This window comes from Streptomyces spinoverrucosus (genome assembly GCF_006539505.1).
Lineage (GTDB): Bacteria > Actinomycetota > Actinomycetes > Streptomycetales > Streptomycetaceae > Streptomyces > Streptomyces spinoverrucosus.
The window spans coordinates 26,997-50,127 of record NZ_BJND01000022.1; the positions used below are offsets into that span (position 1 = coordinate 26,997).

Genomic DNA, 23,131 nt, shown 5'->3' on the forward strand with positions numbered 1-23,131 from the left:
CCATGACCGCCCCACCTCCCCCACCCCCGCCCCGGCCGCGACCGCACCGACCGAGCCTGCCGGCCCGACTCGGAAGGCCGGAGCGACGACGCGGACCGGGCGGACAGCTCGTCGGTGCCTACGGCCTGTTGGCCCTCACCGCTCTGCTCTTCCTGGTCTTCTCCCTCGTCCTGCCGCACACCTTCCCCACCCGGGACACCGTCGACTCGATCCTGTCCAACCAGTCGGTCCCCGCCGTTCTCGCGCTCGCCGCCATGGTGCCCATCGTGACCGGGGCGTTCGACCTGTCCATCGGCTACGGCCTCGGTCTGGCGCACGTCATGGTGATGCAGCTCGTCGTCAACGAGGGGTGGCCATGGCCGCTCGCCTGTCTGGCGGTGGTCGTGGGAGGGGCGATCCTCGGCGTCCTCAACGGTGTCATCGTCGAGTTCGGCCGCATCGACTCCTTCATCGGCACGCTCGGGGTCGGCAGCATGCTGTACGCCGTGACCGGCTGGATCACCGACGGCGGCCGCATCGTCCCCGGCCCGCAGGGCCTGCCGGCCGCCTTCACCGACATCTACGACTCCACGTTCCTCGGCCTCCCCGTCCCGGCGTTCTACGCTCTCGCCCTCGCGGTCGTCCTCTGGCTGGTGCTGGAGCGGCTGCCGCTCGGCCGGTACCTCTACGTCATCGGCTCGAACCCCCGTGCCGCCGACCTCGTAGGGATCCCGACGCGCAGGTACACCGTCTACGCGTTCGCCGCCTCGGGGCTGATCGTCGGCTTCGCCGGAGTGCTGCTCGCGGCCCAGCAGCAGATCGGCAATCCGAGCGTCGGCCTCGACTACCTGCTGCCTGCCTTCGCCGGTGCCCTCCTCGGCGCCACCGCGATCAAACCGGGCCGCCCCAACGCCCTGGGCACACTCGTCGCCGTCGCCGTCCTCGCCGTCGGTCTCACCGGAATCGGCCAGCTGGGCGCCGACTTCTGGACGGTCCCGCTGTTCTACGGCGGGACCTTGCTCCTGGCCGTCGGCCTGGCCGGCTACTCCACCCGCCGCCGGCTGCGCACCGGCGCCGTCGCGGCCCGCGACTCACCCGCCGTGACGCCGCAGCCCCCGTCCTCCCCGACGCAGGACGGCGGCCCGCCGGACACCGCTCCGTGACCCATGCCACGCGCACCCCCTCTGTGCCCCGCCTCGTCTTCCTGCTCACCCCTCCCCGAGGAGCTCCCGTGCACGGCAACCGCAAGGCCGCCGCCCCCGGCGCCCTCAAGGCCCGATGCGCCGCCACCGCCCTGCTGGCCGCGGCAACGGTCCTGACCGGCTGCGAACGCGGCTCGTCGAGCGGCCCCGGCGACACCTCCGCCACGGGCCCGAGCGGCTGCCCCACTGCCCAGGCCAGGGCCCAGGCAGCCGTCAGAGAGGCGGAGCAGACCGGCCTCCCCTGGAACGGACCGACCACCGGCCCCGCGGCAACGTCCGGCAAGACCATCGTCTACGTCGCCCAGACCATGACCAACCCCGGAGTCGCGGGCGCGGCCGACGGCGTACGGGAAGCGGCTCGGGTCATCGGCTGGAACGTCCGGGTGATCGACGGGGGCGGAACCCCAGCAGGCATTCAGGCGGCGATGAGCGAGGCCGTGGCGCTCAGGCCCTCGGGAATCGTCATCGGCGGCTTCGACCCCAACTCGACCTCGCGCCAGGTCGCACGGGCCAACTCGGCCCGCATCCCGCTCATCGGCTGGCACGCGGTCGCCTCCCCCGGCCCCAGCAAGCAGCCCAGGCTCTTCACCAACGTCACCACCCGGGTCGAGGACGTGGCCGCCATCAGCGCACAGTGGATCATCACGCACTCCGACGGCCATGCCGGGGTCGTCCTCATCACGGACGACTCGATCCCCTTCGCCAGGGACAAGGCCGAGCTGATCAGGAAGGAACTCGCCACGTGCTCGGGTGTGAGGCTGCTGGCGCACGAGAACATCCCGATCCCGGACGCGAGCAGCCGCACCCCCCGGGAGATCTCCTCGCTGCTGGCCCGCTTCCAGAGCCGGTGGACGCACTCGGTCGCCATCAACGACCTGTACTTCGGCGATGCCGCCCCCGCCTTCCGCGCGGCCGGCAAGCCGGGTTCGGGGCCGCCCTTCAACATCGGCGCCGGTGACGGCTCCCCGTCCGCCTTCCAGCGCATCAACAGCAGGCAGTACCAGGCCGCCACCGTGCCCGAGCCGCTGTCCCTGCAGGGCTGGCAGATCGTCGACGAGTTCAACCGCGCCTTCTCCGGCCGGCCGGCCAGCGGATATGTCGCCCCCGTCCACATCACCACGGCGGACAACAGCGACGGCGCCACGACCTGGAACCCACCGGGCTATCAGGAGACGTATCGCAAGATCTGGGGCAAGTGATCCGGAAGATGTGACAGCGGCGTCGGGAACCGCCCGCTCCTGGCGCGATTCCACTTTGCGGAAACCATTCGCCAGGCAGGTCACCGCTCTGTTTTGCTCACCCCATGAGCGATCTTCACATCCGCAGCGCCACTCTCTCCGACGTCGACAGCGTGCTGCGGTTCTGGCGCGAAGCCGCGGAAGGAACGAGCATCAGCGACGACCGCGACGGAGTGGCCCGACTCGTCAGGACGGACCCCGAAGCACTGCTCCTCGCCGAGCGCGAGGGCCTCCTCGCGGGAACCGTCATAGCCGGCTTCGACGGCTGGCGTTGCCACCTGTACCGACTCGCAGTGCATCCGGAGCACCGCCGCCAGGGCATCGGCGGCGCCCTGCTGGCCGCCGCGGAGGAGCGTTTCGTAGGACTCGGCGGGCGCCGTGGGGACGCGATGGTGCTGACCCGGAACGAAACCGCGCAGCACGCGTGGCGTGCGGCGGGGTACTCGCCGGAGGAACAATGGCGGCGCTGGGTGAAGCCGCTGACCGAATCCTGACGTCCTTTGCCGATCCTTTACCCTGGGAGGGCCACTCGGTCCTCCCAGAACCCGACCCATCCTCAGTGAAAGGTGTGAGCGTCCGCCCATGGGCGAGCCTCCCAGTACCGGACATCGCGCGAGCCTCCCCGCCCTGCCGGACCATGGTACGGGGGTGACCCGATGACCGAAGTACTGCTCCTGCTGGTGGCGGTCCTGCTGTCGCTCGCCTGTGGCGCCTTCGTCGCGGCCGAGTTCTCGCTGACCACGGTCGAGCGCAGCGAACTGGAACGCGCCGTCGAACGCGGCGAGCGCGGCGCCTCCGGCGCCCTGAAGGCCGTACGCAATCTCACCTTCCAGCTCTCCGGGGCGCAGCTCGGTATCACCGTCACCAACCTGGTCGTCGGCATGCTCGCCGAGCCGTCCATCGCGCGACTGATCGCGGGTCCGCTGCGCGGTATCGGCATCTCCCGGACCACGGCGTCCTCTATCGCGCTGGTGCTGGGTACGGCCCTGTCGACGGTGTTCCTGATGGTGGTGGGCGAGCTGGTGCCCAAGAACTGGGCGATCTCCTCGCCGCTGGCCGTGGCCAGGCGGGTGGGCAACGCGCAGCGCTGGTTCAGCGCGATCTTCCGGCCGTTCATCACCCACCTCAACAACACGGCGAACCGCCTGGTGCGCCGCTTCGGCCTCGAGCCCGCCGAGGAGCTGGCCTCCGCGCGCGGGCCGCAGGAACTGGCCGCACTCGCCCGGCACTCCGCCCGGGAGGGCGCCCTGGAGCCGGACACCGCCGAGCTGTTCGTCCGCACCCTGAACCTCGCGGACCTCACCGCGGAGAACGTGATGACGCCGCGCGTGCAGGTCGTCGCCCTCGACGCGCAGGCGACCTGCGAGGACGTGGCGAACGCGACCCGGGCGACGGGCCTGTCCCGGTTCCCGGTCTACCGCGGCAGCCTCGACTCGGTCGTGGGCACCGCCCACATCAAGGACATCCTGACCGTGCCCGCCGAGCGCCGGCCCCGAGTGCCGGTCGCCGACATGATGCGCGAACCGCTGCTTGTCCCCGAGTCGCTGACCGTGGACCGGCTCCTCGACCGGCTGTCCGGCAAGCGCACGATGGCCGTGGTCATCGACGAGTACGGCGGTACGGCGGGCGTGGCCACCCTGGAGGACATCGTCGAGGAGGTCGTCGGCGAGGTGCGCGACGAGCACGACCCGCACGAGACACCCGACCTCGCCCCGGTCGGCGCCGACGAGGACGGCCACGCCCTGTACTCGGCGGACGGCGCCGCCCGCATCGACCAGCTCGCACGCGTCGGCCTGCGGCCGCCGGAGGGGCCGTACGAAACGCTGGCTGGTTTCGTTGCCGCTGAGCTCGGCCGCATTCCGATAGTCGGCGACACCGTGCAGGTCGCCGGCTGGCGGCTCGAAGTACTGGACGCCTCCGGGCGCCGGGCGGCACGCGTTCTGCTGCACGCGCCCCTGGACGACGAGAAGGAGGCGCAGGCATGACGGCCGTACAGCTGCTGATCGGTCTGGCGACGCTGGTCGTGAACGCCTTCTTCGTGGGCGCCGAGTTCGCGCTGATCTCCGTGCGCCGCTCCCAGATCGAGCCGTACGCCGAGCGGGGCGACCGGCGCGCGAAGAGCGTGCTGTGGGGACTGGAGCACGTGTCCGCGCTGATGGCCGCCGCGCAGCTCGGCATCACCCTGAGCACCCTGGTGCTCGGTGTGGTCGCGGAACCGGCGATCGCGCATCTGCTGGAGCCGGCGTTCCACGCGATGGGCGTGCCGACCGGTGCGGGGCACGCTGTGTCCTTCGTGATCGCGCTGGCCCTGGCGACGTACCTGCACATGCTGCTGGGCGAGATGCTGCCGAAGAACATCGCGCTCGCCGAGCCGGTACGCAGCGCGCTGCTGCTCGGGCCGCCGCTGGTCGCCCTCTCCCGGGCGCTGCGGCCGGTGATCTTCACGATCAACGCGTTCGCCAACGGGCTGCTGAAGCTGCTGCGGATCGAGACCAAGGACGCGGTCACGGCGAGCTTCTCGGACGCCGAGCTGGCCCGGATGGTCCAGGACTCCGGCGCCGCCGGGCTGATCGACGACCGTGCGCAGGAGCGGCTGCACGACGCCCTCGAACTGGGCCACCGGCCCGTGCGGGATGTCGTACTCCCGCTGGAGCGTGTCATGTATGCGCGCGTGGGTGTCACTCCGGAGGGGCTGGAGGCGCTGTCGGCGCAGTCCGGGTTCTCCCGCTTCCCCGTCGTGGACGAGGGGCGCCGGATCGTCGGCTATCTGCATGTGAAGGATGCGCTGGACGCCATGCCGCGGGACCTGCCGTTCCGGCTGCGCGACATGCGGCCCATCGCGCGCGTGCGGGAGACCACGCCGCTGGACGACGTCCTCACCGCGATGCGGGGCAGCCGTACGCACCTGGCGGCCGTGCTGGGCTCGGACGGGCGGCTGGCGGGGCTGGTGACCATGGAGGACGTGCTGCGGGAGTTGTTCGGGCAGTGGGCGTGAGGCCAGGCAGGTGCCGGGAGGGTGACCGACCGGCGGGTATGCGCCTCGGGATACCATCTCTGACGCCATGCAGACGAACGCCTCTCCCACGTACACCAGCCTGGTCGCGGTCGGCGACTCCTTCACCGAGGGCATGTCGGACCTCCTGCCCGACGGCACCTACCGGGGCTGGGCCGACCTCCTCGCGGCGCGGATGGCCGCCCGCACGCCCGGCTTCTGCTACGCCAACCTCGCGGTGCGCGGCAAGTTGATCGGGCAGATCGTCGACGAGCAGGTGGACGTGGCGGCCGCCATGGGCGCCGATGTGATCACGCTCGTCGGCGGGCTCAACGACACCCTGCGGCCCAAGTGCGACATGGGCCGGGTGCGCGCCCTGCTGGAGGAGGCCGTGGAGCGGCTGGCCCCGGCCTGCAAGCAGCTGGTTCTGATGCGCAGCCCGGGACGGCAGGGCCCGGTGCTGGAGCGGTTCCGGCCGCGCATGGAGGAGCTGTTCACCTGCGTCGACGAGCTGGCCGCGCGGCACGGTGCGGTGGTGGTCGACCTGTACGGCGCGGCGTCCTTGAGTGACCCGCGCCTGTGGGACGTGGACCGGCTGCACCTGACGGCCGACGGGCATCGCCGGATCGCGGAGGCGGTGTGGCAGGCGCTCGGGTACGAGCCCGAGGACCCCGACTGGCGGGTGCCGATGCCGGCCACGCTGCCGCCGGGGTGGGTGACGCGGCGGGTCGCGGATGTCCGGTTCGCCCGGCAGCATCTCCTCCCATGGATAGGACGACGGCTCACGGGCCGCTCCTCCGGGGACGGCCGCCCGCCGAAGCGGCCCGAGCTGCTGCCGTACCCGGAGCTGCTGCCGTACGAGGATCCGGCGTAGGTCCGCCGTGACCACGCGGGTGATCAACCTCAGGGGCCGGATCCACGACTTCGGTCCCCGGCTGGAACTCGCCCCCGCGGACGTGGTCTACGTCGGCCGTCGCTGGACGCTGGGCGGCTGGGACCTGCCCCGGCACCCGCTGTACAACCCGTTCGCCTATGACACCGCCAGGAAGAAGCGGGACGGCACCCGGGCCGAGGTGATGGCGATGTACCGGGCGTATCTGCTGGAGCGCCCGGAGCTGCTCGACCTGGTGCCGGAGCTGCGCGGGCGGACGCTGGCCTGCTGGTGTGCGCCGGAGCTGTGCCATGCGGATGTGCTGGCGGAGCTGGCCGAGTCGGCCGGGTCTGCCGTGTAGCGACCGCCTTGTAGCTTCCGACGAACCCACCCGTGGCGCTGGCCTGCACAAACCGCCAGTAGAATCCGGTTACGTGACTTCTGCGCCCGCCAAGCCCCGTATCCCGAACGTCCTCGCCGGACGCTACGCCTCCGCCGAGCTCGCCACGCTCTGGTCGCCCGAGCAGAAGGTGAAGCTGGAGCGTCAGCTCTGGCTCGCCGTGCTGCGCGCCCAGCAGGACCTCGGGATCGAGGTGCCGGACGCGGCGATCGCCGACTACGAGCGCGTCCTCGACCAGGTCGACCTGGCCTCCATCGCCGAGCGCGAGAAGGTCACGCGGCACGACGTGAAGGCGCGGATCGAGGAGTTCAACGACCTCGCCGGGCACGAGCAGGTGCACAAGGGGATGACGTCCCGCGACCTGACCGAGAACGTCGAGCAGTTGCAGATCCGGCTGTCGCTGGAGCTGATGCGCGACCGTACGGTGGCCGTGCTGGCGCGGCTGGGCAAGCTGGCCGGTGAGTACGGCGAGCTGGTCATGGCCGGGCGCTCGCACAATGTCGCGGCGCAGGCCACCACGCTGGGCAAGCGGTTCGCGACCGCGGCCGACGAGCTGCTGGTCGCCTATGGCCGCATCGAGGAGCTGCTCGGCCGCTACCCGCTGCGCGGCATCAAGGGCCCGGTCGGCACCGCGCAGGACATGCTGGACCTGCTCGGCGGGGACGCCGCCAAGCTCGCCGACCTGGAGCAGCGGATCGCCGGGCACCTGGGCTTCTCGCAGGCCTTCACCTCGGTCGGCCAGGTCTACCCGCGCTCGCTGGACTACGAGGTCGTGACGACCCTGGTGCAGTTGGCGGCGGGGCCCTCCTCGCTGGCCAAGACGATCCGGCTGATGGCCGGGCACGAGCTGGTGACCGAGGGCTTCAAGCCGGGTCAGGTCGGCTCCTCCGCGATGCCGCACAAGATGAACACCCGCTCCTGCGAGCGCGTCAACGGCCTGATGGTGATCCTGCGCGGCTACGCCTCGATGACCGGCGAGCTGGCGGGCGACCAGTGGAACGAGGGCGACGTGTCCTGCTCGGTGGTGCGCCGGGTCGCGCTGCCGGACGCGTTCTTCGCGCTGGACGGGCTGCTGGAGACCTTCCTCACGGTGCTGGACGAGTTCGGCGCGTTCCCGGCGGTCGTGGCGCGTGAGCTGGACCGCTACCTGCCGTTCCTGGCGACGACCAAGGTGCTGATGGCCTCGGTGCGCGCTGGGGTCGGCCGTGAGGTCGCGCACGAGGCGATCAAGGAGAACGCCGTGGCGTGCGCCCTCGCGATGCGTGAGCAGGGTGCCGAGCGCAACGAGCTGCTGGACCGGCTCGCCGCCGACGAGCGCATCCCGCTGGACCGGGCACAGCTCGACGAGCTGATGGCCGACAAGCTGTCCTTCACGGGTGCCGCCGCCGACCAGGTCGGGGCGGTGGTCGGCCGGATCGAGGAGATTGTGAAGCAGCGCCCGGAGGCCGCGGGCTACACGCCGGGAGCGATCCTCTGAGGCGCTTCACCCCGGAGGAGCTGGAGGCCGCCCGCGACCGTCTGGTACCGGACGTGGTCGCGGACGGCCTGCGGGTGCTGTTCTGCGGTATCAACCCCGGCCTGATGACCGCGGCGACGGGCCACCACTTCGCCCGTCCCGGCAACCGCTTCTGGCCGGTGCTGCATCTGTCCGGCTTCACGCCGCGGCTGATGAAGCCGTCGGAGCAGGGCGAGTTGCTGTCGTACGGGCTCGGCATCACGAACGTGGTGGCGCGGGCGACTGCCCGGGCCGACGAGTTGAGCGCCGAGGAGTACCGGGAGGGCGGGCAGCTGCTGTCACTCAAGGTGGCGCGGCTGCGGCCGCGTTGGCTGGCGGTGGTGGGCGTCACCGCGTACCGGGCGGCCTTCGACGACCGCGCGGCGCGGGTGGGGCCGCAGGTACGGACGATCGGCGACACGCGCGTGTGGGTGCTGCCCAATCCCTCCGGGCTGAATGCGCATTGGACGGCTCGGACGATGGCGGAGGAGTTCGCACGACTGAGGGCGGCCGCGGAGGACTGACCGGCTCAGGCGGCTCTTGACCTCAAGCTCACTTGAGGTCCCAGAGTGATCCCCCACCGGCAAACGCAAGGGGCTGAATCCCTCGGTGGCCAGCATCTGCCCGGCGCGCGCCAACACGCCAAGCGCGAGCCGTACCCCGAAGCCGTCGAACAGGCGGAGGCCGCCTCTCCGCCCTCCAAGGCCCAGCCAGATCGGGCCCTTCGGCCCGTACAGCGCCAAGGCGCGCGATCCTGGAGACATGGAGATCGAACTCTGGGTCGTGCCCGACTGCCCCAACCAGCAGCTCGCCGAGGAACAACTGCGGCAGGCGCTGGACGACGCCGGGCTGCCCACCACAGGCTTCACCACCCGAGTGATCGCCGACGAGACCGAGGCCGAGCGGTCCGGCTTCACCGGCTCCCCGACCATCCTCATCAACGGACACGACCCGTTCGCCGAGCCCGACGCCACACCGTCCCTCACGTGCCGGCTCTACCGCACCCCCGACGGTCTGGCCAGAGCCCCCGACGCCGACCTGCTCCGGCACGCCCTCGAAGACGCCCGGCGGAGCTGATCACAGACGGGGACGGCGCCGGTTCCAGATCACCCCGCACCTCGCCCGACGCGGCACCGGGCACGGCTCCGGCCTGGCGTGTACCGCTGGGTCGTGGAAGGAGCGATCACGCTGCTGCACTGGTTCCGCCGCCTGCGTATCCGCCGGGAGATCCGCGACGACATCCATCACGCGTTCGTCACCCTTGGCTGCGCCGTCATCTGCCGGCGACGACTGCGCACTGCGCTTTGTTGAGAGTAAGGGCGGACGATCGCACCAGGGGATGGCCTGCTCGATGCGTCGGAACGCATACGTAGCAGCCGGGCCCGCGCAGCCTCACATCCGGGATCTCAGCACGTCGACCTCACAGCCCGGCGCGAAGGGGTCGAAGCCGTGCTCGATCAGCCAGCGAACTGCCAGCAGGCTTCGTAACGACCACCACGCGTGGATCACGTCGAGGTCGATGTCGGTGCCATAGCCGGCGATGACGTCGTCGAGGTGCTCCTCGTGCCCGAGCGTGAAGGTGGCGAGGTCGTACAGGGCATCACCCTGACCCGCCTCGGACCAGTCGATGATTCCGGTGACCTCGTCGCCGTCGACGAAGAGGTGCGCGATCTGCAGGTCGCCGTGTGTGAACGCCGGAGTCCACGGCCGGAGCGCGGCCTCGGCGACATGGCGGTTGCGGGTGACCAGGTCAGCGGGCAGGACACCGTTCGTCACGAGCAACTTGCACTCGTCGTCGAGTTCCGCCGCCAGCGCGACGATGCTCCGCCCGGCCCGGCCCGGCAGGGGCGGCAGGGGCGCTTGGTGCAGCTTCCGGATGGCGGCGCCCGCCGCGGCCCACGCCGTCGGCGACCCGGTCGACGGCCCGCCGAGGCGCCCAAGCGTCGTCCCCGGGAGTGCGGCGATCGCGAGCACGGGCGGCTTGCGCCACAGGACCTCCGGGGTCGGGACCGGCGCGAGGGACATCGCCTCGACCTCGGCGTCGATGCGCGCCTGATCGGCGTCCACCTTCAAGAACACGTCACCGACGCGCAGAGTCGCGCGCTCGGAATGGGCGACGACGACTTTGACCTCATCCATGGGCGACCAGTATCCCGGGGATGATCGCCGACGTCGCCTCTTCACATCGTCGGGTTGTGGCCGGGTGTCCCCACTGCAGCGAGCGCCGGTGCACGCCGGTGCTTGGTCTCTGCCTCACTGTCGTCCCCCGGGCGGGTGGTACAGGCCGGACACCGCATGGGCGACAGCTGACCGGACATGCTCTGGCCGGGTGTTCATCGCTCGCCTCTGTCCGCTGGACTTTGCGGGCGATGCCGACCCCGGCCAGCCCCCGCGTTCCAGTTCTCGGAGTGAGTGCCGGCACCGACGACCAAATACTCGCCACTCACTCGCTCCAGATGCAGGCATAGACACGTTGAGAAGGAGACACGCATGCCTCTGTCCCGCAAGATCGCGCCGATTGCGGCACTGGCTCTCGCCACACTCGTCCCCGCCGGCATCGCCAACGCCGCACCCGCCCCGGCACCCGAACTGCAAGTCCCCATCGGGCAAGCGGTGCACATCGACCACGTCCTCACAGACACGCACATCATGTCCAGTCATTGGCGGGGCGACGCAGCCTCAAACGTACAGCTGTTTGAGGACTACGACAGCACCCACGGGGCCGGGGAGAAATGGATCTTCCGTGCGACAGGCCTGCGCGATCAGGTCCGCATCGAGAACTCGGGCGGCCAGTACTGCCTGCAACCCGGCGATCCAGCCAACGCCGTGGTAGGGACACAGATCGTCCAGCGCACCTGCAGCACCGGCAGCAAGGCGCAGCGGTGGACTCTGGAGTCCAACGGTACAACCGCTGAATTCACCATTCGGCCGTACGAAGACGACAGCCTGGCCATCACGCCCGCAACCAACGACCGCTACTCCACGCTCCGCCTCGGGCAGACCGACGGGCCTGGACACATCAACCAGCTCTTCCGCATCCGTTACAGCGACTTGTAATCGCCGTACCGTCTCACGCGGGCACTGCCGGGCCCGACGCACCGTCCAAGTGAAGAGCTGCTGTCGGGCCCGCCCAGTCGCCGAGTCCCTGCACCTTCATCTGCTACCGCAGGCTCAGTTGAGATGACTTGTTAGACGTGTGACGCTTCACACGGCACTGGATAACCCGAAAGTCACCACGTGCGGTGCGCAGTCGTCGCCGGCAGATGACGGCGCAGCCAAGGGTGACGAACGTGCGGGGTGATCTGGAACCGCTCAACAAGGCCGCTCACGCGGGGGTGGCCGCCGGGCGGAGGACAAGCCCGTTACACGGAGGCCACCTCGTGCCCAGGGCCAGCCAGTCACTCGGGGTCCACCTCCGTGACAACGGCGAGCAGTCGGGCCGGGTCCGTCTCGTCGCCGTCGGCGACACCTAGCGCGACCCAGCGGCCCGTTCCCGTCGCCTCCCACACGTACAGGTCGTCCGCCATGGCGCTGATGCTCGCCCACGGCTCCGGTATCTCCTCGCCCCGCTCGCCGCGCACCCGGAGGGTGAGCATGCCCCACAGGGGATTCGCCCCCCATCGCTCGTTGAGTCGCTGGGCTATCCCCTCCCTGAAGGCTTCGACGTCCTCGGCCGTGCGCTCCCCGTGCTCGCAGTCGGGGTCCGCTGCTCCCAACTCCGCTATGTAGTAGCCCGGTCCTTCTCGGCCGACGTCCGACCGGCCGTGCTCCGCCGGAAAGGGGCGCGAGCACAGCCGGTCAATCGTGTCCAGGCACCGTGCGATGTTCATGAACCCAGTAAACCCGGCGCCACTGACAATTGGCGGTGCGTCAGGCGTCCCGCCGCCGAACGCTCCACGCACCCGCCACCACAGCACCCGCCGTCCACAGCGCGGTTACGCCGAGCCCGGTCCACGGGCCCAGGCTCCCGTCCCACGTGCTGTGCAGGGCGATCTGGCCGGCGCGGTCCGGCAGGAAGTCGGTCAGGCCGCCCGCGGCGTCCCCGATCACGAAGGACACGACCAGCAGGAAGGGGATCAGGATGCTGAGCGCGCCGGTCCCGCTGCGCAGCAGGGCCGCGAGTCCGGCCGCGAACAGGGCCATCAGCGCGAGGTAGACGCCGCAGCCGAGGGCGCCGCGCAGTTGCTCTCCTGCGGTGAGCCCGTCTGCCGCGGCGCCCATGCCCGCGCGGGCGGCGGCCAACGAGGCGCCTCCGGTGACCAGTCCGACGATGAACACCGGTACGGCGATGGCGGTCAGCTTGGCCGTGAACCAACGGCCCCGCTGCGGCACCGCCGCGAGGGCGAGCCACAGCCCGCCGCCGGTGAACTCGGAGGAGACGGCGAGGGCACCGAAGGCGACGGCGGCGATCTGGCCGGGCACCATCCCGAGAAACGCCGTGAACAGGGGGTCGAACTCGGGGTCGTCGCTGCCGTCCGTGGCCGCGATCGCGGAGAACGCCGTCGTCACGGCGAACAGCGCCACCAGGGCGCCGTACAGCGAGCGCAGGGTGCGGATCTTCAGCCACTCGGCGTGCAAAACGGGAGTGAAGGGCATGGTCAGGCCTCCTGGGGCTGGGCGGTGAACTCGGTCTCGGCGGCGGTCAGATCCAGATAGGCCTGTTCCAAGGTGCCTTCCTGGGCGGCGAGTTCGAGGACGGGCAGCCGTGCCTCGGAGGCGAGGCGGCCGATGTCCTCCACGCGCGCGTGCTGCACGATCCACCCGCCGCCGTCGCCCAGGGCGGCCTCGTAGCCGTGCCGGGCGAGCAGCTCCCGCAGGGCGGCCTCCTCTGTGGTGCGAACCCGGACGCGGGGCTGCACGCGCGCGTGGATGAACTCCCGCATCGGCATGTCGGCGAGGAGCCGTCCCCGGCCGAGGACGACCAGGTGGTCGGCGAAGGACGCGGTCTCGTTCATCAGGTGGCTTGAGACGAGCACCGTGCGCCCCTCGTCGGCGAGCCGGCGCAGCAGCGTGCGGATCCAGATGATGCCCTCCGGGTCGAGGCCGTTGGAGGGCTCGTCGAGCAGGACGACGGGCGGGTCGCCGAGCAGGGCGGCCGCGATACCGAGACGCTGGCGCATGCCGAGGGAGTACGTCTTCACCCGGCGGCGGGCGGCGGTGGCCAGGCCCGTCTCCTCCAGCACCTCGTCCACCCGGCGCACCGGGATGCGGTTGCTCGCGGCGAGGGTGCGCAGATGGTCGCGTCCGGTGCGCGAGCCGTGCGCGGCCTGGGCGTCGAGCAGGGCGCCGACCTCGCGCAGCGGTTCGTGCAGCGTGGCGTAGGCACGGCCGCCAATGGTCGCGGTGCCGGAGGTCGGCCGGTCGAGGCCGAGCACCAGCCGCATGGTGGTGGACTTTCCGGCGCCGTTGGGGCCGAGGAAGCCGGTGACCCGGCCGGGCTCGACGGTGAAGGTGAGGTGGTCGACGGCGCGCCGGGTGCCGTACTCCTTGGTGAGGTCTCGGACGTCGATGCTGGTCATGGCCCCAGCCTGGCCGCCTGCCCGGGGGCCGGACCTCCCCTGTGCGTGGAGATCGTCTCCCCCGCTCGGGTGAGGCCCGCTGTCAGTGGCGGCTGGCACGATGAGCCGATGGTCCGCCTTCTGCACCCGCTGCTGCGCGGGACGACGTACACCCGCCTGCTGCACCTGTGCGTTCCGGTGCTGCTGGCCAGCGTGTGGTTGTTCATCGACATGTCACGGCCGTGGGTGCCCGCGCTGCTGCTGATCCCGGTCGGGCTTATCCCTGCCGTTCGGCGGGGCGAGGGGCTGCAGGCGCGGTTCATGCTGACCCCGGACGAGCCGCACTCGGGGATCTCCACCGCGCCGTCGGCGACTTGGGGCGACCGGCTGCGGACCGTGCTGTGGCTGGAGGTCCGGATGGGCCTGGCCGCGGTGACCGCGCTGATGACCGTGTGGTTGCCGATCGTCGCCGTCGACCTGGCCTCGGCGGCGCTCGGCACCCGGCCGTACGACAACCCGATCCTGCGGATCGTCGAACCCCACTGGGCTTACGCCTTCCTGGTGCCGGTCCCCCTTCTGGCGATGTACGGCGGGGTGGTGGGGCTCGGCAAACTGGTCACCGCGATCGCACGCCGGCTCCTCGGGCCGTCGGCGGCCGAGCGGCTGGCCGACCTGGAGGAACGCACCGAGCAGCTCCTCGAACGGAACCGAATCGCGCGGGAGTTGCACGACTCGATAGGGCACGCGCTGACCGTGGCGGTGGTGCAGGCGGGCGCCGCGCGGGCGGCGGGCGATCCGGCGTTCACGGACCGGGCGCTGGGTGCGATCGAGGAGACCGGGCGGGCCGCGCTGGAGGACCTGGACCGGGTGCTCGGCATCCTGCGCGAGGCGGAGCGTCCGCTGAGCAGCCGTCCGACGCTCGTCGAGGCGGACCGGCTGCTGGAATCCGCGCGCACCTCCGGGGCGAAGGTCGACGCCGAGTTCACCGGACCACTGGCCACGGTGCCCGGCCCGGTGTCCCGGGAGGGCTACCGCATCCTTCAGGAGGCGCTGACGAACGTGCTCCGGCACGCGGGCGGTGTCCCCGCGCGCGTGCGGGTCGCGGTCGCGGACGGCCATCTGGACCTGGAGGTCCGCAATCCGCTGCCGGCGCCGATACCCGGGCCCGGCCGGGGCAGCGGGCTGCGCGGGATACGCGAGCGGGCGGCGCTGCTGGGCGGCCGGGCGCACACGGGCCCCGACGACGGCGACTGGCAGGTGCACGTCGAGCTGCCGCTGGGCTGATCTACGCTGGCCGGATGCCGGTCACCGTTCTCCTCGTCGACGACGAACCCCTCGTACGCGCGGGCCTGCGGGCCGTGCTGGAGGCGCAGCCGGACATCGAGGTGGTCGGGGAGGCTGCCGACGGGGCCGCGGTGATTCCGCTGGTACGGCGACTGCGGCCCGACGTGGTCGCCATGGACGTACGGATGCCGCTGCTCGACGGCATCGAGGCCACGCGCGCGGTGCTGCGGACCGTGCCGGATCCGCCGAAGATCCTGGTGGTGACGACCTTCGAGAACGACGAGTACGTCTACGAGGCGCTGCGGGCGGGTGCCGACGGGTTCCTGCTGAAGCGGGCGCGGCCGGCGGAGATCGTGCACGCGGTGCGGCTGGTCGCCGAGGGCGAGTCGCTGCTGTTCCCGGCGTCGGTGCGGCAACTGGCCGCCGAGCACGGCGACGGAAGCGGTAACCCGGCGGCGCGGGCAGTGCTGGAGCGGGCGCAATTGACCGAGCGGGAGGCGGAGGTGCTGCGGCTGATGACCCGTGGGCTGTCGAACGCGGAGATCGCCGGTCAGCTGATCGTCGGCACGGAGACGGTCAAGTCGCACGTCAGCTCGGTGCTGGCGAAGCTCGGGGCACGGGACCGCACGCAGGCGGTGATCACGGCGTACGAGTCGGGGTTCGTCTCGCCGGGCTGACCCGTCCTCGGCGGACTGGAGGGCTTACGGCACTCGCCGCTGTCCGCGGTGCCGAGTACGATCCGCCAAACACGCGCACGAGCTGGGAGGACGGACGTTGGGGCGGCTGACCGGCGGGGATCCCTCGCTGCTGCGAAGGATCAATTCCGCGGTGGTGCTGCACGCGCTGCGTGCCACGGACTGCGCGACGCTGACGGAGATCACCCGGGTGACCGGGCTGTCCCGGCCGACGGTGGAGGGTGTCGTCGAGGGGCTGATCGAGGCCGGTCTCGTGGTGGAGAAGGCGGCCGAGGAGGGTGCCGCGCGGCGTCAGGGGCGCCCGGCGCGGCGGTTCAGGTTCCGGGCGGAGGCCGGGCATCTGCTGGGGCTGGAGATCGGGCCGCATCGGGTCGCCGCGCTGCTCGCGGATCTGGACGGGCGGATCGTCGGCGCGCAGGCCAAGGACGTCGACGAGACCGCGCACGCCGACGAGCGGCTGGAGCGGCTGCGCACCGCCGTCGCCGAGCTGCTGCGCCGGGCGGGGGTCGCACGGAGCTCGCTGCGGGCGGTGGGGGTGGCGACGCCCGGGATCGTCGAGGCGGACGGGACCGTACGGCTGGGCACGGCGCTGCCCGGCTGGACGGGGCTGCGGCTCGGGGAACGGCTGGGCCGCTCCTTCAAGTGCCCGGTGCTGGTGGAGAACGACGCCAACGCGGCGGCGGTCGCCGAGCACTGGAAGGGGTCGGCGACCGAGTCCGACGACGTGGTGTTCGTGCTGGCGGGGCTGAGCCCGGGCGCCGGCTCGTTGATCGGCGGGCGGCTGCACCGGGGGTACGGCGGAGCGGCCGGTGAGATCGGCGCGCTGCATCTGCTGGGCCGGGAGGTGACACCGGAGACGCTGCTGTCCACCACGGACGAGCCTTTGCACCCGCTGGACGAGCAGGCGGTCGCCAAGGTCTTCGCGCAGGCCCGCGAGGGCGACCAGCGGGCCATGGCCGCCGTCGACCGGTTCATCCAACGGCTCGTGCACGACGTGGCCGCACTCGTGCTGGCCCTCGACCCGGAGCTGGTCGTCATCGGCGGCTGGGCGGCGGGACTGGACGGCGTACTGGATCCGCTGCGGCGGGAACTGGCGCGGTACTGTCTGCGGCCGCCGAAGGTGACGCTGTCGCTGCTGGGAGAGGCGGCCGTGGCCACGGGGGCGCTGCGGCTGGCCCTGGACCATGTGGAGAAGCAGCTGTTCGCGGTGGAGGGCACGGTGACGGCGCGCCGGTGAGAGGCGGCTCGTCGAACGTCCCCACGGACTAGAGAGCCAACTCAAGAGACGTCCGGCGCCTCGAAGGAGGGTCCCTCCGGGGCGCCGTACGAAAAGGGCCTGCGGCGTTCAGGACGCCCGGCGCTGCGGGTCCTCGTGGATCTCCACTCCGCCCGAGTCGCCGAACGTCAACCGGCACGTGTCAGCGCGGTACGTCGCGACGGAGACCGCCGCGGTGCTGCCGGCGGCGTGGAAGCGGGTGGTGACCACCAGGACCGGCGCGCCCGGCAGGCGGTCGAGTTCCTTGGCGTCGTCGGCGCGGGCCGAACCGAGTTCGACGGCGCGGTCCTGCCCCTCCAGCTCCAGGTGCTGCAGCTCGCGCAGCACCGCACGCGCGCGTGCCGGTCCCGACGGTGCGTCGATGGCGGACAGGTCGGGCACCGACGAGGCCGGGATGTACAGCAGCTCGGCGGCGACGGGCTGGCCGTGCGTCGTACGGGTGCGGCGCACGATGTGCACGGGCTCGTCGCGGCCGGTCTCCAGGGCGTCGGCGACCGCGGCCGGCGGGGCCGCGACGGTGCAGTCGACGGCCTGCCAGGCGTCACCGGGCGCGCCGGGCCAGGCGTGCTGCTCAGTGCCGACGGCCACGCCCACGCGCGGCGGGGCGACGGTCGTACCGACTCCGCGGCGGCGTTGCAGCCTGCCTTCCAGTTCCAGCTGTTCCAGGGCCTGGCGGAGCGTGGCGCGGGCGACGCCGAAGCGGGCGGCGAGGTCGCGCTCGTTGGGCAGGATCTCGCCCACCGAGAACTCGGAGTCCAGTGCCTCCGTGAGCACGGTCTTGAGATGCCAGTACTTAGGTTCCGGCACCGATTCCAGCTGCGTGGTCCCCACCCTGTCCTCCGCAATCGCCGTGATCCGGCGGCGTTTTAGCGCCCTTGTTTATTAAAGGTTGTTGTACTTATCTACGACCATAAGGCGGCCCTCACCCTTGGTCAAGACCAATCCTCGGCCCTCGGGTGCTGCACAGGTGGGGTGCGGCCAAGCGTTCATGGGCCGTTCGCGCCACGCCGCATTCGTGACGCAACGGCGTCTATGCGGTGGCCAGTGATCGCAGCTTGTCGGGGTTGCGGATGACGTAGACGGCCTGGACGCGTCCGTCGAGGACGTCCAGCTGGAACACGGAGTCGGGCTTGTCGCCGGACAGGACGAGGACCGCGGGACCGCCGTTGAGTTCCAGGAAGCGATACGACATGTCCGGAATCCCCTTGCGGGCGGCGCCGATGAGGAAGCGGCCCACGTGGTCGGCGCTCTGCAGCACCCGCAGCGGCGCCTGGGCCTTGCCGCCGCTGTCGCCGACGAGGCGGACGTCGGGCGCGAGCAGCGCCATGAGGCCGTCGAGGTCGCCGTCCCCGGCGGCGGCCAGGAACCGCTCGGTGAGGTCGCGGCGCTCGGCGGGGTCGACGTCGTAGCGCGGCCGCCGCTCCTCGACGTGCCGGCGGGCACGGCCGGCCAGCTGCCGTACGGCGGGCTCGGCACGGTCGAGCATGGCGGCGATCTCGGCGTGGGGGTAGCCGAAGGCCTCCCGGAGGACGAACACCGCCCGTTCCAGCGGCGACAGCGACTCCAGTACGACGAGGACGGCGAGGGAGACGGAGTCGGCGAGCACGGCCCGCTCCGCGGTGTCGGGGGCGGTGTCCCCGAACTCGGTGACGTACGGCTCGGGCAGCCAGGGGCCGACGTACGCCTCGTTGCGGGTCTTGATCTGGCGCAGCCGGTCGAGGGCGAGGCGGGTGGTGACGCGGACCAGGTACGCGCGCGGGTCGCGCACGTCGGCTCGGTCGGCGGCGGACCAGCGCAGCCAGGCGTCCTGGACCACGTCCTCCGCGTCGGCGACGCGGCCCAGCATGCGGTAGGCGACGCCCAGGAGAACGGGGCGGTGCTCTTCGAAGACCTCGGTGGCGGTGTCGGCAGTCACCACCTCATCGTTCCAGCCGCTCGGCGGTGACGGGGGCTACCCGTCGGTAGCTGTCGCTGACAAGGTGTCTGCACCAAGTCCGGCCCCGAGTCCTCAGCAAGGAGCTGTATGTCCGCCACCGTCTCCTTCAAGGTCCCCACCCCGCGCGGCCCGCGCAGCATGAGCCTGGCGTACGCGCGCGTGGGCACCGGTGAACCGCTGGTCCTGCTGCACGGCATAGGTCACCACCGGCAGGTATGGGATCCGGTCGTCCCCGTCCTGGCGGTCGAACGGGAGGTGATCGCCGTGGACCTGCCGGGGTCCGGGGAGTCCCCGGCGCTGCCGGACGGCCTCGCGCACGACCTGCCGACGATGACCGCCGTGCTCGCCGCGCTGTGCGAGGCGCTGGGGCTCGAACGGCCCCATGTGGCGGGCAACTCGCTGGGCGGCCTGCTGGCCCTCCAGCTCGGCCGGGACAAGCTCGTACGGTCGGTCACAGCCCTGTCCCCCGCCGGGTTCTGGTCGCAGGCGGAGCGGCGCTACGCCTTCGCAGTGCTCATGACGATGCGGCAGCTCGCCCGACGGATGCCGCCACCCCTGGTCGAGGCGCTCGCCCGCCACGCGGTGGGCCGCACGCTGATGACGAGCACCATCTACGCCCGCCCGGGCCGCCGTTCGCCCGAGGCGGTGGTCGCCGAGACGCTCGCGCTGGCCCGTGCCCAGGGGTTCTCGGAGACCCTCCGCAGCGGCCGGGACGTGCAGTTCACCGACGACATCACCGGGATCCCGGTCACCGTGGCCTGGGGCAGCAGGGACCGGCTGCTGGTGCCCCGGCAGGGAATCCGCGCCAAGTACATGCTGCCCAAGGCCCGGCTGATACGGCTGCCCGGCTGCGGTCACGTCCCGATGAACGACGACCCGGCACTCGTCTCGCGCGTGCTGCTCGACGGCAGCCGGTCTGTCGCGAGGGAGACGCCCTGAGGGCCTCCTTCAGGACGATCACCCGGACCCAGTCCGCGGGTCTACGCCAGCTAATGTCCCGTCCATGAAGCCCGCGAAGCCCTCACAGACCGACGGGCCGGAACACATGGGCTCCGCCGCCTGGGAGTTGCTGCTGCCCGCCGCCTCGGCACCCGCACGCGCGCGTGGCCGCTCGTTGCAGGCCGCGCTGCGGGCGGCGGTCCGTTCCGGGCGGCTCGCGCCGGGCACCCGGCTGCCGTCCAGCCGGGACCTCGCGGCCGACCTCGGCGTGTCGCGCGGGCTGGTCACGGAGGCGTACGAGCAGCTGACGGCGGAGGGGTACCTGCGCAGCGGCCGGGGTGCGGGGACCTGGGTGGGCGACGCCGTACGAGCCGCACACCCGCGCGCGCGTGACCTCGCTCCCCGCACCTGCGGTGCGCGCGCCGACTTCGTGCCGGGGACGCCGGACCTGTCGCTGTTCCCGCGCGCCGCCTGGGCCGCCGCCCAGCGCCAAGTGCTGGCGGAGCTGCCGCACCACGACCTCGGCTACCCCGACCCACGCGGCCTGCCCAGGCTGCGCACCGCACTCGCCGAACTGCTCGGCCGCCGCCGGGGTGTGGTCGCCGACCCGGAGCGGATCGTGGTCGTCTCCGGCGTGACCCAGGCGACGACACTGCTCGCCGTCGTGCTGCACGCGCGCGGGATGCCCGCGATCGGCGTCGAGGACCCCGGCAGTCCGCAGCACAACGGCGTGTACGCCTCGGCCGGGGTCACCTGTGTGCCACTGCCGCTGGACGACGAGGGGCTCTCCATGGGTCCGCTGCGGTCGTCCGGGGTACGGGCCGTGGTGACGACGCCGGCGCACCAGTACCCGACCGGGATCGCGTACTCCGCGCAACGCCGCGCCGAACTGCTCGACTGGGCGCGGTCCGTGGACGGGCTCGTCCTGGAGGACGACTACGACGGCGACTTCCGCTACGACCGGGCGCCCGTGGGCGCGCTCCAGGGCCTCGACCCCGAACGCGTCGCCTATATGGGCTCGGTCAGCAAGTCTCTCGCCCCGGGGCTGCGGCTCGGCTGGGTGCTGGTCCCGGAGTGGCTGGCCGACGACGTCATCGCCCGCAAGCGGGCCATCGACCTCGGCCATCCCACCCTCGACCAGGCACTGTTCGCCCGGTTCCTGGAGCGCGGCGGCTACGACAGCCAGCTGCGGCGCTGCCAGCGCGCGTACCGCGAACGGCGTGACGCCCTGGTGGCCGCGCTCGACGAGCACTTCCCCGGCGCCGAGGTGTCCGGGATCGCGGCGGGACTGCACGTCATCGCGACACTGCCGGAGTGGTACGGGCCGCAGGAGCGGTTCCTCGCGCGCGTGGGAGCGGCTGGGGTTGCCGTACGGGCGCTGTCGGAGTGCGTGTACGCGCGTGCGGGCGCCTCGGGGGATGGGGACGCGGCGGTGCGGCTTGTGCTCGGGTACGCGCATGTGTCGCCGGGGCGGATTCGGGAGGGGGTGCGGGTGATGGCGGAGGCGGTACGGGGTGAGTAGGGGCGTACGGCGGCTTTTGGGCATGGCCTTGGGCATCCAGCGCCGTAGCCCTGCCCCTCACCCGTCACCACAGCCCGCCAGTCACATCAGCCCCCACCGCCACTCCGCTCCCCGTGTCCCCGCGGCCCGTTGTTCACTCCTGGTTTGCGTGTGCGCTGCGGCGTCCCAGTAGTTCTGGCATGACAACTGGCCGGATTCCGTCCTGTCCTGGAGGCACCACCTATGTCACACCGACCCTTGCCCGGCCGCCGCAGTGTCCTGCGCGGCTCTCTCGCCGCGTCGGCGGCGCTGACTCTGCCCGTCGGTCTCGGCGCGGCGCCGGCCCTCGCCCTGTCGGGGCGCCCGAAGGCGGGCTGGGGCGTGCAGACGGGCGACGTGTCCGCGCACTCCGGGCTGGTGTGGGTGCGCTCCGACCGCCCGGCCCGGATGATCGTCGAGACCTCCGCGACCGAGTCGTTCCGCAACCCGCGCAGGTGGTACGGCCCGCTACTCGGCAAGAACTCCGACTTCACCGGCACGACCCTGCTGCGCGGCCTGCCGTCCGGCGAGCAGATCCACTACCGCGTGCTGCTGGCCGACCCGGACGACCCGCGCCGTACCGGAGAGCCGGTGACCGGCACCTTCCGTACGGCGCCCGCCCGGCGGCGTGACGGCGTGCGGTTCGTCTGGTCCGGCGACCTGGCGGGCCAGGGCTGGGGCATCAACCCGGAGCTCGGCGGCTACCGGATCTACGACGCGATGGCCGCCCTGAACCCGGACTTCTTCATCTGCAGCGGCGACAACGTCTACGCCGACGGCCCGATCACCGAGACCGTGGCGCTGCCCGACGGGCGGACCTGGCGGAACATCACCACCGAGGAGAAGGCGAAGGTCGCCGAGACGCTGGCGGAGTTCCGCGGCAACTTCCGCTACAACCTGCTGGACGAGAACCTGCGCGCCTTCAACGCCCAGGTGCCGTCGATCATCCAGTGGGACGACCACGAGGTCACCAACAACTGGTACCCGGGTGAGATCCTCACCGACAGCCGGTACACGGAGAAGAACGTCGACGTGCTCGCCGCGCGTGCCCGGCAGGCGTTCTCGGAGTACTTCCCCATATCGACGCTGCGCCGCCCCGACGGCCGGGTCTATCGGGTGCAGCACTACGGTCCGCTGCTGGACGTGTTCGTCCTGGACATGCGCACCTACCGCAACGCCAACTCGACGGACGACCAGACCACCGACCCGCAGGGCATCCTGGGCCGCGAGCAGTTGCAGTGGCTCAAGCGGGAGCTGTCCCGGTCGCGGGCGGTGTGGAAGGTGATCGCCTCCGACATGCCGCTCGGCCTGGTCGTGCCGGACACCGGGGACGGCAAGCCGAACATCGAGGCGGTCGCGCAGGGCGACCCGGGTGCCCCGCTCGGCCGTGAGCTGCAGATCGCCGAGCTGCTGCGGTTCATCAAGCACCGGCGGATCACGGGCACGGTGTGGTTGACGGCCGACGTGCACTACACCTCGGCGCAGCACTACCAGCCGTCGCGGGCGGCGTTCACGGACTTCGAGCCGTTCTGGGAGTTCGTGTCCGGCCCGCTCAACGCCGGTGCCTTCCCGGCGAACGCGCTCGACAACACGTTCGGTCCGGAGCGGGTGTTCGTGAAGGCGCCGACGACGGCCAACGTCTCGCCCGCCGAGGGCTACCAGTTCTTCGGCGAGGTCGACATCGACGGCGACACCGCCGAACTGACGGTCCGACTGCGCGAGCAGGACGGCACCGTGCTGTTCACCAAGGTGCTGCAGCCGGGCCGAGTGGGTCAGTAGCTCCCGT

Annotated in this window: 24 protein-coding genes; 18 read left to right on the plus strand and 6 right to left on the minus strand. The window is 71.7% G+C overall.

The genetic code is table 11. From position 1 onward, the window contains the following. Window positions 1-2: 2 nt before the first annotated feature. The 11 genes from SSP24_RS16355 to SSP24_RS42855 all read left to right on the plus strand — a co-directional run bounded on the left by SSP24_RS16355 (window position 3) and on the right by SSP24_RS42855 (window position 9,488). Window positions 3-1,142 (plus strand): ABC transporter permease, encoded by a 1,140-nt coding sequence (locus tag SSP24_RS16355; protein ID WP_141310285.1) that lies wholly within the window; start codon window positions 3-5, stop codon window positions 1,140-1,142. A 68-nt stretch (window positions 1,143-1,210) separates the two neighbouring features. Further along, window positions 1,211-2,380 (plus strand): substrate-binding domain-containing protein, encoded by a 1,170-nt coding sequence (locus tag SSP24_RS16360; protein ID WP_141310286.1) that lies wholly within the window; start codon window positions 1,211-1,213, stop codon window positions 2,378-2,380. A 104-nt stretch (window positions 2,381-2,484) separates the two neighbouring features. Further along, the gene (locus SSP24_RS16365; RefSeq protein ID WP_141310287.1) at window positions 2,485-2,913 is read left to right on the plus strand and encodes a GNAT family N-acetyltransferase; all 429 of its coding nucleotides are present in this window, start codon (window positions 2,485-2,487) and stop codon (window positions 2,911-2,913) included. Between the two features lie 162 nt (window positions 2,914-3,075). Next, window positions 3,076-4,404 carry a hemolysin family protein gene (locus SSP24_RS16370; protein ID WP_141310288.1) on the plus strand — a complete coding sequence of 443 codons (1,329 nt, stop codon included), beginning with the start codon at window positions 3,076-3,078 and terminating at the stop codon, window positions 4,402-4,404. Then, on the plus strand, window positions 4,401-5,414 hold the full coding sequence (locus SSP24_RS16375) for a hemolysin family protein (protein WP_141310289.1): 1,014 nt from the start codon (window positions 4,401-4,403) through the stop codon (window positions 5,412-5,414). Before SSP24_RS16370 ends, SSP24_RS16375 begins: the two co-directional genes overlap by 4 nt. Window positions 5,415-5,481: 67 nt before the next feature. After that, window positions 5,482-6,285 carry an SGNH/GDSL hydrolase family protein gene (locus SSP24_RS16380; RefSeq protein ID WP_141310290.1) on the plus strand — a complete coding sequence of 268 codons (804 nt, stop codon included), beginning with the start codon at window positions 5,482-5,484 and terminating at the stop codon, window positions 6,283-6,285. A gap of 7 nt (window positions 6,286-6,292) precedes the next feature. Further along, entirely contained in the window at window positions 6,293-6,643 is a 351-nt protein-coding gene (locus SSP24_RS16385; RefSeq protein ID WP_141310291.1) for a DUF4326 domain-containing protein, read from the plus strand. A 73-nt stretch (window positions 6,644-6,716) separates the two neighbouring features. Further along, the gene (gene purB, locus SSP24_RS16390; protein WP_141310292.1) at window positions 6,717-8,159 is read left to right on the plus strand and encodes an adenylosuccinate lyase; all 1,443 of its coding nucleotides are present in this window, start codon (window positions 6,717-6,719) and stop codon (window positions 8,157-8,159) included. Further along, the gene (gene mug, locus SSP24_RS16395; RefSeq protein WP_141310293.1) at window positions 8,156-8,701 is read left to right on the plus strand and encodes a G/U mismatch-specific DNA glycosylase; all 546 of its coding nucleotides are present in this window, start codon (window positions 8,156-8,158) and stop codon (window positions 8,699-8,701) included. Before purB ends, mug begins: the two co-directional genes overlap by 4 nt. 238 nt (window positions 8,702-8,939) lie before the next feature. After that, a complete protein-coding gene (locus tag SSP24_RS16400) occupies window positions 8,940-9,254 on the plus strand; it encodes a DsbA family protein (protein WP_141310294.1) in 315 nt (104 codons plus the stop codon). A 93-nt stretch (window positions 9,255-9,347) separates the two neighbouring features. Then, entirely contained in the window at window positions 9,348-9,488 is a 141-nt protein-coding gene (locus SSP24_RS42855) for a hypothetical protein (protein ID WP_167529602.1), read from the plus strand. A gap of 81 nt (window positions 9,489-9,569) precedes the next feature. Here SSP24_RS42855 and SSP24_RS16405 read toward each other — a convergent pair whose 3' ends face one another. After that, entirely contained in the window at window positions 9,570-10,316 is a 747-nt protein-coding gene (locus tag SSP24_RS16405) for a phosphotransferase family protein (protein ID WP_141310295.1), read from the minus strand. A gap of 351 nt (window positions 10,317-10,667) precedes the next feature. On the opposite strand from SSP24_RS16405, the gene SSP24_RS16410 reads away from it, so the two are divergent. After that, on the plus strand, window positions 10,668-11,234 hold the full coding sequence (locus tag SSP24_RS16410) for an RICIN domain-containing protein (RefSeq protein WP_141310296.1): 567 nt from the start codon (window positions 10,668-10,670) through the stop codon (window positions 11,232-11,234). Window positions 11,235-11,575: 341 nt separating this feature from the next. On the opposite strand, the gene SSP24_RS16415 is transcribed toward SSP24_RS16410, so the two are convergent. The 3 genes from SSP24_RS16415 to SSP24_RS16425 are packed head-to-tail and all read right to left on the minus strand — an operon-like array spanning window position 11,576 to window position 13,696. Further along, complete coding sequence (locus SSP24_RS16415) at window positions 11,576-12,007, minus strand: hypothetical protein (RefSeq protein WP_141310297.1); 432 nt, start codon at window positions 12,005-12,007, stop codon at window positions 11,576-11,578. 40 nt (window positions 12,008-12,047) lie between these two features. Continuing rightward, window positions 12,048-12,773 carry an ABC transporter permease gene (locus SSP24_RS16420; RefSeq protein WP_141310298.1) on the minus strand — a complete coding sequence of 242 codons (726 nt, stop codon included), beginning with the start codon at window positions 12,771-12,773 and terminating at the stop codon, window positions 12,048-12,050. A 2-nt stretch (window positions 12,774-12,775) separates the two neighbouring features. Further along, complete coding sequence (locus tag SSP24_RS16425; RefSeq protein WP_141310299.1) at window positions 12,776-13,696, minus strand: ABC transporter ATP-binding protein; 921 nt, start codon at window positions 13,694-13,696, stop codon at window positions 12,776-12,778. A 108-nt stretch (window positions 13,697-13,804) separates the two neighbouring features. Between SSP24_RS16425 and SSP24_RS16430 the strand changes: the two genes are divergently transcribed. The 3 genes from SSP24_RS16430 (at window position 13,805) to SSP24_RS16440 (ending at window position 16,891) form a co-directional block, all read left to right on the plus strand. Beyond that, entirely contained in the window at window positions 13,805-14,959 is a 1,155-nt protein-coding gene (locus SSP24_RS16430) for a sensor histidine kinase (protein ID WP_141310300.1), read from the plus strand. Window positions 14,960-14,973: 14 nt separating this feature from the next. Further along, window positions 14,974-15,636: a response regulator transcription factor gene (locus tag SSP24_RS16435; RefSeq protein WP_141310301.1), complete on the plus strand. Its 663-nt coding sequence runs from the start codon at window positions 14,974-14,976 to the stop codon at window positions 15,634-15,636. 97 nt (window positions 15,637-15,733) lie between these two features. Continuing rightward, complete coding sequence (locus SSP24_RS16440) at window positions 15,734-16,891, plus strand: ROK family transcriptional regulator (protein ID WP_141310302.1); 1,158 nt, start codon at window positions 15,734-15,736, stop codon at window positions 16,889-16,891. Window positions 16,892-16,999: 108 nt separating this feature from the next. On the opposite strand, the gene SSP24_RS16445 is transcribed toward SSP24_RS16440, so the two are convergent. Together SSP24_RS16445 and SSP24_RS16450 are read right to left on the minus strand one after the other, a co-directional pair. Then, window positions 17,000-17,761 carry a GntR family transcriptional regulator gene (locus SSP24_RS16445; protein ID WP_141310303.1) on the minus strand — a complete coding sequence of 254 codons (762 nt, stop codon included), beginning with the start codon at window positions 17,759-17,761 and terminating at the stop codon, window positions 17,000-17,002. A gap of 199 nt (window positions 17,762-17,960) precedes the next feature. Beyond that, window positions 17,961-18,845, minus strand: coding sequence for an RNA polymerase sigma-70 factor (locus tag SSP24_RS16450; RefSeq protein WP_141310304.1), 885 nt, complete (start codon window positions 18,843-18,845; stop codon window positions 17,961-17,963). Window positions 18,846-18,953: 108 nt separating this feature from the next. On the opposite strand from SSP24_RS16450, the gene SSP24_RS16455 reads away from it, so the two are divergent. The 3 genes from SSP24_RS16455 (at window position 18,954) to SSP24_RS16465 (ending at window position 23,124) form a co-directional block, all read left to right on the plus strand. Next, the gene (locus tag SSP24_RS16455) at window positions 18,954-19,805 is read left to right on the plus strand and encodes an alpha/beta fold hydrolase (RefSeq protein WP_141310305.1); all 852 of its coding nucleotides are present in this window, start codon (window positions 18,954-18,956) and stop codon (window positions 19,803-19,805) included. Window positions 19,806-19,869: 64 nt separating this feature from the next. Beyond that, complete coding sequence (gene pdxR / locus SSP24_RS16460; RefSeq protein ID WP_229865600.1) at window positions 19,870-21,327, plus strand: MocR-like pyridoxine biosynthesis transcription factor PdxR; 1,458 nt, start codon at window positions 19,870-19,872, stop codon at window positions 21,325-21,327. A gap of 222 nt (window positions 21,328-21,549) precedes the next feature. Next, window positions 21,550-23,124: an alkaline phosphatase D family protein gene (locus SSP24_RS16465; protein WP_141310306.1), complete on the plus strand. Its 1,575-nt coding sequence runs from the start codon at window positions 21,550-21,552 to the stop codon at window positions 23,122-23,124. Window positions 23,125-23,131 lie beyond the last annotated feature (7 nt).

What these genes read in the sequence shown, in the direction of transcription:
- SSP24_RS16355 (WP_141310285.1), top strand. Translation starts at nt 3, where the DNA reads ATGACCGCCCCACCTCCCCCACCCCCGCCCCGGCCGCGACCGCACCGA.
- SSP24_RS16365 (WP_141310287.1), top strand. Translation starts at nt 2,485, where the DNA reads ATGAGCGATCTTCACATCCGCAGCGCCACTCTCTCCGACGTCGACAGC.
- SSP24_RS16370 (WP_141310288.1), top strand. Translation starts at nt 3,076, where the DNA reads ATGACCGAAGTACTGCTCCTGCTGGTGGCGGTCCTGCTGTCGCTCGCC.
- SSP24_RS16375 (WP_141310289.1), top strand. Translation starts at nt 4,401, where the DNA reads ATGACGGCCGTACAGCTGCTGATCGGTCTGGCGACGCTGGTCGTGAAC.
- SSP24_RS16380 (WP_141310290.1), top strand. Translation starts at nt 5,482, where the DNA reads ATGCAGACGAACGCCTCTCCCACGTACACCAGCCTGGTCGCGGTCGGC.
- SSP24_RS16400 (WP_141310294.1), top strand. Translation starts at nt 8,940, where the DNA reads ATGGAGATCGAACTCTGGGTCGTGCCCGACTGCCCCAACCAGCAGCTC.
- SSP24_RS16405 (WP_141310295.1), bottom strand. Translation starts at nt 10,316, where the DNA reads ATGGATGAGGTCAAAGTCGTCGTCGCCCATTCCGAGCGCGCGACTCTG.
- SSP24_RS16410 (WP_141310296.1), top strand. Translation starts at nt 10,668, where the DNA reads ATGCCTCTGTCCCGCAAGATCGCGCCGATTGCGGCACTGGCTCTCGCC.
- SSP24_RS16415 (WP_141310297.1), bottom strand. Translation starts at nt 12,007, where the DNA reads ATGAACATCGCACGGTGCCTGGACACGATTGACCGGCTGTGCTCGCGC.
- SSP24_RS16420 (WP_141310298.1), bottom strand. Translation starts at nt 12,773, where the DNA reads ATGCCCTTCACTCCCGTTTTGCACGCCGAGTGGCTGAAGATCCGCACC.
- SSP24_RS16425 (WP_141310299.1), bottom strand. Translation starts at nt 13,696, where the DNA reads ATGACCAGCATCGACGTCCGAGACCTCACCAAGGAGTACGGCACCCGG.
- SSP24_RS16430 (WP_141310300.1), top strand. Translation starts at nt 13,805, where the DNA reads ATGGTCCGCCTTCTGCACCCGCTGCTGCGCGGGACGACGTACACCCGC.
- SSP24_RS16435 (WP_141310301.1), top strand. Translation starts at nt 14,974, where the DNA reads ATGCCGGTCACCGTTCTCCTCGTCGACGACGAACCCCTCGTACGCGCG.
- SSP24_RS16455 (WP_141310305.1), top strand. Translation starts at nt 18,954, where the DNA reads ATGTCCGCCACCGTCTCCTTCAAGGTCCCCACCCCGCGCGGCCCGCGC.
- pdxR (WP_229865600.1), top strand. Translation starts at nt 19,870, where the DNA reads ATGAAGCCCGCGAAGCCCTCACAGACCGACGGGCCGGAACACATGGGC.
- SSP24_RS16465 (WP_141310306.1), top strand. Translation starts at nt 21,550, where the DNA reads ATGTCACACCGACCCTTGCCCGGCCGCCGCAGTGTCCTGCGCGGCTCT.